Origin of the sequence: Amnimonas aquatica, assembly GCF_002943415.1 — a bacterium.
GTDB lineage: Bacteria > Pseudomonadota > Gammaproteobacteria > Pseudomonadales > Moraxellaceae > Perlucidibaca > Perlucidibaca aquatica_A.
In genome coordinates, this window is record NZ_PTQZ01000081.1 from 1 (window position 1) to 7,254 (window position 7,254).

8 protein-coding genes are annotated in these 7,254 nt (G+C 70.2%); 2 read left to right on the forward strand and 6 right to left on the reverse strand.

Annotated features, from left to right (window positions below):
* From C5O18_RS04740 to pdxA, 4 genes are all read right to left on the reverse strand, one after another.
* Positions 1 to 703, reverse strand: a 703-nt coding sequence (locus C5O18_RS04740; RefSeq protein ID WP_105191916.1) for a symmetrical bis(5'-nucleosyl)-tetraphosphatase, incomplete at its 3' end; no start/stop codon positions are given.
* 15 nt (positions 704 to 718) lie between these two features.
* Positions 719 to 1,114 (reverse strand): Co2+/Mg2+ efflux protein ApaG, encoded by a 396-nt coding sequence (gene apaG, locus C5O18_RS04745; RefSeq protein ID WP_105191918.1) that lies wholly within the window; start codon positions 1,112 to 1,114, stop codon positions 719 to 721.
* Positions 1,111 to 1,998, reverse strand: coding sequence for a 16S rRNA (adenine(1518)-N(6)/adenine(1519)-N(6))-dimethyltransferase RsmA (rsmA, locus tag C5O18_RS04750; protein WP_105191920.1), 888 nt, complete (start codon positions 1,996 to 1,998; stop codon positions 1,111 to 1,113). The genes apaG and rsmA overlap by 4 nt, the downstream gene beginning before the upstream one ends.
* Positions 1,995 to 3,023, reverse strand: coding sequence for a 4-hydroxythreonine-4-phosphate dehydrogenase PdxA (gene pdxA / locus C5O18_RS04755; protein ID WP_241146742.1), 1,029 nt, complete (start codon positions 3,021 to 3,023; stop codon positions 1,995 to 1,997). Before pdxA ends, rsmA begins: the two co-directional genes overlap by 4 nt.
* A 279-nt stretch (positions 3,024 to 3,302) precedes the next feature.
* On the opposite strand from pdxA, the gene C5O18_RS04760 reads away from it, so the two are divergent.
* Both C5O18_RS04760 and C5O18_RS04765 read left to right on the forward strand, forming a co-directional pair.
* Positions 3,303 to 4,304, forward strand: coding sequence for a sensor histidine kinase (locus C5O18_RS04760; protein WP_277422145.1), 1,002 nt, complete (start codon positions 3,303 to 3,305; stop codon positions 4,302 to 4,304).
* On the forward strand, positions 4,301 to 4,984 hold the full coding sequence (locus tag C5O18_RS04765; RefSeq protein ID WP_105191923.1) for a response regulator: 684 nt from the start codon (positions 4,301 to 4,303) through the stop codon (positions 4,982 to 4,984). The genes C5O18_RS04760 and C5O18_RS04765 overlap by 4 nt, the downstream gene beginning before the upstream one ends.
* 54 nt (positions 4,985 to 5,038) lie before the next feature.
* Here C5O18_RS04765 and C5O18_RS04770 read toward each other — a convergent pair whose 3' ends face one another.
* Complete coding sequence (locus tag C5O18_RS04770) at positions 5,039 to 6,433, reverse strand: peptidylprolyl isomerase (protein ID WP_105191925.1); 1,395 nt, start codon at positions 6,431 to 6,433, stop codon at positions 5,039 to 5,041.
* Positions 6,433 to 7,254 (reverse strand): LPS-assembly protein LptD (locus C5O18_RS04775; protein WP_146089211.1); only part of this gene is annotated, 822 nt, incomplete at its 5' end. The genes C5O18_RS04770 and C5O18_RS04775, both read right to left, overlap by 1 nt.

The window sequence follows — 7,254 nt, forward strand, 5'->3', positions numbered from 1 at the left end:
GCAGGCGCAGGCCGGCATGGGCCGGGGCCGGCAGCTGGAACCAGGCCGTCAGGCCGGGTGGCGCCGTGTCGAGTTCCTCCTTGTGCAGGAAGTCCATGGCGCCGTCGTCGTGCAGCAGGCGCATGCGTGTCAGGTAGTTGGTGATGACGCGCAGGCGCGTGGTGCCGCCCAGATCATCCGACCAGCCGGCCGGCTCGTTGCCGTACATGTCGGCCAGGAAGCGGCCGGCCTCCGGTCCGCGCAGGGCGGACTCGACCTCGCGGGCGCAGGCGGTGGCGGTGTCCAGGTCCCACTGCGGCGGCAGGCCGGCATGGGTCAGCACGGGCAGGTCGTCGCGGTGCGCGGGATCGTCCTGCATCAGCCCGCGCGGCAGTGTCAGCAGCAGCGGTCGCTGCTGCAGCCAGTCCATCAGCGCGTCGCGGTCGTCGGCGAGCAGGACGGGCTCGGTGCCATCCTTGCCCTTGACCCGGGCATGGCCGTGACGGGCGGCGATCAAGTGCAGATCGTGGTTGCCGAGCACGCTCTCCGCCGCCTCGCCGAGGCCGCGGATCAGGCGCAGCGTGCCCAGCGAGTCGGGGCCGCGCGCCACCAGGTCGCCGGCGAAGAACAGCCGGTCCGCGGCGGGATCGAAGGCGATGCGTTCGAGCAGGTCCTCCAGGGCGGCACGGCAGCCCTGCACATCACCGATGGCATAGTGTGCCATGACGTCGCGCCGGGGTCAGTTGAGCACGCGCGGCATGGCCAGCGTGAAGGCGGGAATGGGGGACTCGAAGCGTTCGCCGATCTCGTCGATCATGCCGTAGGAGCCGTGCATGCTGCCCACCGGCGTCTCCAGCACGGTGCCGCTGGTGTATTCGAAGAACTCGCCCGGCGCCAGTGTCGGCTGTTCGCCGATCACGCCGTCGCCGCGCACTTCCTGCACGCGCGCTTCGGCGTCGGTGATGATCCAGTGCCGGGTCAGCAGACGCGCGGTGCGCCGGCCTTCGTTGCTGATGCGGATGTGGTAGGCGAAGACAAAACGCTTCTCGCCGGGGTTGGACGGCTCCGGCAGGTATTCGCTGCGCACGCGTACGCTGATGCCGTGCTCGTCGACGGCATGGACGTGCTGGCTCATGGCGACGCCTCCACAAGGGCATTGGTGATGTTCACGTAGTCTGCCACGGACAGGGTTTCCGGGCGACTGCCGGCATCCACCCCGGCGGCCTCGATGACTTCGCCGGGCCAGCGCTTCAGCGCGTTGCGCAGGGTCTTGCGGCGCATGGTGAAGGCGGTGGTGACCACCTCGGCCAGCAGCTTCTCGTCCCGGCAGGGCCAGGGCAGCTCGGCATGCGGCGTCAGCCTGACGATGGCGGAAGTCACTTTCGGTGGCGGGCTGAAGGCCTCGGGCGGCACGTCGAACAGCCACTCCGGCTGGCAGCGGTACTGCGTCATCACCGTCAGGCGGCCGTAATCGCCGCTGCCCGGTTCGGCGCAGAGGCGGTCGATCACTTCCTTCTGCAGCATGAAGTGCATGTCGCGGATCAGCCCGCTGTGCGAGAGCAGGTGGAAGATCAGCGGCGTGGAAATGTTGTAGGGCAGGTTGCCGATCACGCGCAGACCGCCGGCCCCGTGGCCGGCCGCCGCGCCCTCGTTCCCGGCGGTCTGTGTCGCAGCCGCGGGCGTGGCCAGCCGGCTGAAGTCGAACTGCAGCGCGTCGCCTTCATGGATGAGCAGTTCGCCCAGTCCGGCCAGTGTCTGCGGCAGGCGGGCGGCGAGGTCGCGGTCCAGCTCCACCACCTGCAGGCGGCCGAGGGCCGGCAGCAGCTCCTTGGTGAGGGCGCCGAGGCCGGGGCCGATCTCGACCACGTTCTGGCCGGGGCTGGGCTGGAACGATGCCACGATCTGGCGGATCACGCGGTCGTCGCTGAGGAAGTTCTGGCCGAAGCGCTTGCGCGCGTGGTGGCCGTCGACTACGCGCGAGGACGCGCGGCCGGCCGCGGGGCGGCGGGGCTGGCTCATGACGAGGCTCCTGTTCGTGTCTGCATCCCGGCCGGGCGGGCGGCGATCATCGCCAGCGCCTCGTCGATGGCGGCGCGCAGGCTGCCATCCTCGGCCCGGCCGGTGCCGGCCAGTGCCAGCGCGGTGCCGTGGTCGACCGAGGTGCGGATGACGGGCAGACCGAGGGTGATGTTGACGGCATTGCCGAAGCCGGCGTGCTTGAGCACCGGCAGGCCCTGGTCGTGGTACATGGCGAGCACGGCATCGGCGCCGGCGAGCAGGCGCGGCGTGAACAGCGTGTCGGCCGGCAGCGGGCCTTCTAGGTCCATGCCGCGTGCGCGCAGGGCATCCAGCGTCGGCGCGATGACGTCAATCTCCTCGCGGCCGAGGTGGCCGTCCTCGCCCGCGTGCGGGTTCAGGCCGGTGACCAGGATGCGCGGCCGGGCGATGCCGAACTTATCGCGCAGGTCGTCATGCAGGATATCCAGCACCTGGGTCAGGCGTTCCGGGGTGATGGCGTCCGCCACCTCGCGCAGCGGCAGGTGGGTGGTGGCCAGCGCCACGCGCAGGCCGGGGCAGGCCAGCATCATGACCACGCGCGGCACGCCGCAGCGCTCCTGCAGGAACTCGGTGTGGCCGCTGAAGGGCACGCCGGCGTCGTTGATCACCGATTTCTGCACCGGCGCGGTGACCATGGCATCGTAACGGCCGGCCAGGCAGCCGTCGCAGGCCTCGGCCAGGGTCGCCAGCACGGCGGCCGCGTTGCGCACATCCAGCCGGCCGGGCTGCTCCTCGGCGGCCAGCGGCACGGCGGCCACGCGCAGCGTGCCGGGCTGGTGGCGCGCCGGTGCCTGCGCGGGATCGAAAGGCAGCAGGCGCAGGGGCAGGCGCAGACGTTGCGCGGCGCGCGCGAGCAGGGCAGGATCAGTGACGGCGACCAGTTCGGCGGGCCAGTCGGATTGCGCGATGCGCACCAGCAGGTCGGGGCCGATGCCGGCAGGCTCGCCGGGCGTCAGCGCCAGGCGTGGCAGGAGGGGAGGTGTCACGGGAAGGGTCACATCCTGGGCGTCGGTCATCCACTCCATTGTGCCATAGCCAACCTGAGAGGGGAGTGGATGCCGACGTCGGACGCGCTGCAGGCGGTCCGCCGCAAAGGACCGGGTTGCAGGTGCCCGGGGGTCCGGTTGACGCTGCCGGGCACAGTTGGCATTGTCGGTGCGAGCCTCGTGCGGGCCAAGTAAAAATCCCGTAAAAACTTCCGGGCATGCCCCGCGAACCTGTCAGGAGTCCTGTCATCCGACTCACGTGGCCTGTCCTGCGGCCTTATCTGCTGGCGGTCAGCATCCTCTCGGTGGCGANCCGGACGCGGTCCGGCGGTGCTGGCCTCGGTGCTGGGCAGCCTGGCCTACGGCGTGCTCTACGTGCCCTGGGGCTTCCTCAATGCCGCCGAGTCCGGGCAGTACCTGCTCACCTTCGTCATCACCATGGCGCTCAGCCTGTTCATCAGCCACCTCGCCACCAGCTGGCGCGACCAGGCGCTGGAGTCGGCCGAGCGCGCGCGCGAGCTCGACCGTCTGTACCGCTACACCCGCGAGCTGGAGACCGAGCGCCTGCGCAATTCGGTGCTCAGCGCGCTGTCGCATGACCTGCGCACGCCGCTGGCCGGGCTGGTCGGAGCTTCCTCTTCGCTGCTGTCCGACGAGCTGCTGCTTGCTCCGGAGGCGCGCCGCGAGCTGGCCGGGCTGATCTACGAGGAGTCGCGGCGCATGCAGACCCTGGTCGAGAACCTGCTGGAAATGGCGCGCCTGGAGTCGGGGCCGGTGCAGCTGCAGCAGGACTGGCAGGCGCTGGAGGAGATCGTCGGTGCCGTGCTCGCGGTCTGGCGCGGCAAGCTGGCGCCGCGCGAGATCCGTGTCGTGCTGCCGGCCGATCTGCCGCTGCTGCGCTTCGATCCGCGCCTGATCGAGCGCGTGCTGGCCAATCTGCTGGAGAACATCGGCAAGTACACGCCGCCGGAGACGCGCATCGACATCAGCGCGCGGGTCGATGACGCCACCGTGGCGCTGACCATCGCCGACGACGGTCCCGGCTTCGCCGAGGATCCGGATCTGCTGTTCCAGAAGTTCTATCGCGGCGACAGTGCCGGCCCGGCGCCTGGCGCCGGGCTCGGACTGGCCATCTGCCGCTCCATCCTCGAGGCCCATGGCGGCAGCATACGCGCCACGCCCCGGGTGCCGCGCGGGGCCTGTTTCACGCTGGCGCTGCCGCGCTGCGCCGAGCCGGCGGGCGAGCTGTTCGAGCTGCCGGCCGAGGAGAGAGAGACGTGAGTGTCGATATCCTGGTGGTCGAGGACGAGCCCGGCCTGTCGCGCATGCTGGCCACCACGCTGAGCGCGCAGGGCTATACCGTGACCACCGCCATGCGCGCCGACGAGGCGCTGGCGCGGGTGGCGGTGGATGACCCGGCGCTGATCCTGCTCGACCTCGGCCTGCCGGACCGTGACGGCCTGAGCCTGCTGCCGCAGCTCAAGGCGCGTTGCCAGGCCCAGGTCATCATCGTGTCGGCGCGCGCGCAGGAGAGCGAGAAGATCGCGGCGCTGGATGCCGGCGCCGAGGACTATCTGACCAAGCCGTTCAGTGTCGCCGAACTGCTGGCACGCCTGCGGGTGGCGAAACGCCGCCGGCAGGAGGCCGAACCGGTGAGCCAGCGCTATCGTGTCGGCGAGCTGGAGATCGATCTGGAGCAGCGTCTGGTGGTGCTGGCGGGCGAGGCGGTGAAGCTGACGCCGAAGGAGTTCCAGTTGCTGGCCATCCTGGCGCAGTCTGGCGGGCGCGTGGTCACGCACGCGCAGCTGCTGCAGGCGATCTGGGGGCGGCACCACAGCGACGACACGCACTACCTGCGCATCTATCTGCGGCAGCTGCGGCAGAAGCTGGAGCGCGACCCGGGCGAGCCGCGCTATCTGCTGACCGAGCCGGGCGTGGGCTACCGGCTGGCGGCGGAGTGACGCGGAGGGCCAGAGGTGAACGGCCCGCCCTTGTCGGCGGGCCGTGTGCGGGACTCAGCGCTGGCCGCGGAAATCCACGTAGGCTTCCGCGCGCAGTTCGCGCAGCCAGGCACCCAGCTCCTCGTCGTAGGAGCGGGCATAGAGGATCGAGCGTGCGCGGTCACGCAGGATGCTGTCGCGCATTTCCTGCTTGCGCTCGCCGTCGACACGCAGGATGTGCCAGCCGAAGCTGCTCTGGAACGGTTCGCTGATCTCGCCTATGGCGGTCTGGCCGATCATGCGGTCGAACTCCGGCACCATGTCGCCGGGCGAGACCCAGCCCAGGTCGCCGCCCTTCACTGCCGAGCCCGGATCCTGCGACTTGAGGCGCGCCAGCTCGTCGAAGTCGGCGCCATCCTTGAGCTGCTGGTGGATCACGGTCATGGCCTGGCGGATGTCCTCGCTGGACTGCAGGTCGTTCGGACGCATGAGGATGTGGCGGACTTCGCGCTGGGTGACCACGGTGGTGGGCGCGGGCGGCGGTGGCGGCAGCAGGGTGTCGGCCTGGGCCAGCTCGCGGCGGTCCTGCAGCCAGAGCAGGTGCCAGCCGCGCGGCGAGCGGATCAGCTCCGGCGGCTGGCCGGCGACCAGGCGCTTGAGCGGCTGCAGCAGCAGGTCGGGCAGCTGGGCTTCGGCGCGCCAGCCCAGGGGCTCGATGGCGGCGTCCGAACCCTGGCCCTTGAGGTTCTCGATGGCTTCTTCCGGCGACTGGCCGCCACGCTGGGCGAGCAGCAGCTTCTGCGCGACCTCGGCCAGCCGGGCCTGCTGCTTGATCGGCGTGCTGTCCTCGACCGGCACCAGGATCTGGGTCACCAGGTACTGCTGCTCGGGCGGCTTCGGTGCCGCCGCCGGCTTGGCCGGCTCCTGCTTCAGCTGCGCGTCGAGCTGGCGGTTGAGCTCGTCGCCGGCCGGGGTGGACAGGAACTGCGTGATGTCGGCATCGGTGATGCGGATGCGTTCGCCCATGCGGCGCTGGCGCAGGCGCTCGATCACCTGCTCGCGCTGCACGGTGGCGCGCACGGTGGCGAAGCTGGTGCCGGGCGTGCTGTCGAGGCGGGCGCGGAAGGCGTCCAGCGTCATGCCGTTTTCGCGCGCCATGGCGGCCAGCGCCATGTTGGTGGCGTTGTCGTCCGGACGGATGCCGTTGCGGTCGGCCAGCTGCAGCTGCAGGGCCTCGAGGATGAGCTGCTCGCGCGCCTGGGCGCGGAGCTGCTGGTCATTGGGGACGGGAGCCTTGCGCTGCTCGAGCTGGAAGCGCAGGTCGGCGACGCGCGCATCCACTTCGGAGTTGAGTACCACGCCATCGTTGACGATGACCGATATCTGGTCCACCGGCTGCGGCGCGGCCTGCGTGGCCGCGGTCGCGAAGAGCATGGGCAGGAGCAGCAGGGCTGGCAGATGACGCCGCATCAGAAACCTTCCTTCTTGTGCTGGAGTTGGGTGTAGCCGAACACGTTCTTCTCGAACAGCGAGCCGACGCCGCTGCTCAGGCCGGTCAGGCCCTTGAGCGTGATCTCCACGAAAATGGCATCGCGCTTGCGGTCGGCGCTGTTGCTGGTGAGCGCGGCATCGGCGAGGAAGCTGCGCTTGAACAGGCTGACCTGCCAGCAGCAGGACTCGTAGGAAATGCCGAACAGGGCTTCCTGCGATTCCTTTTCCTTGATGTCGTAGTTCCACAGGCCGAGCACCTTCCAGTTCGTGCCCAGCGGTTGAACGAAGGACAGCTGGGTCTGGCTGACAGCCTTCTGGCCGATGGTCGGGTCGTCGCGGCGATAGCGGTAGCCGGCGTTGTAGAGACGCTGGCGGTCCTGAGGCAGCACGCTGACGGCGGCGCTGTACTGCGACAGGCGGCCGCCCTCCGGGTCCATCAGCAGGTCGGCGAAGAGGGTGACCTCCTCGTTGGCGCGCAGCGTGACGTTGCCGGCGAAGCTCGAAGTCGCCGACGTCGCGGGCGGCGGCGTGGCGGTGCAGGGGGCGACGCAGGTCGGCGGCGCGCAGGGCGAGATCGTGGTGCAGGTCACCGGCAGGCGCACGTCGCGGTCGCGGAAGTAGGTGATCTGGCCCAGCGAGGCCTGCAGGTGCTCGAAGCCTTCCTCGTTCATCCAGCGCGAGGTGACGCCGACGGCGAGCTGGTTGGCGTCGTCGATGCGGTCGCCGCCGGAGAAGCGGCTGTCGCGGAACAGCTGTTCGTAGCTGAACGTGGTGTTGGCCGAGTCGAAGTTGGGCAGGTC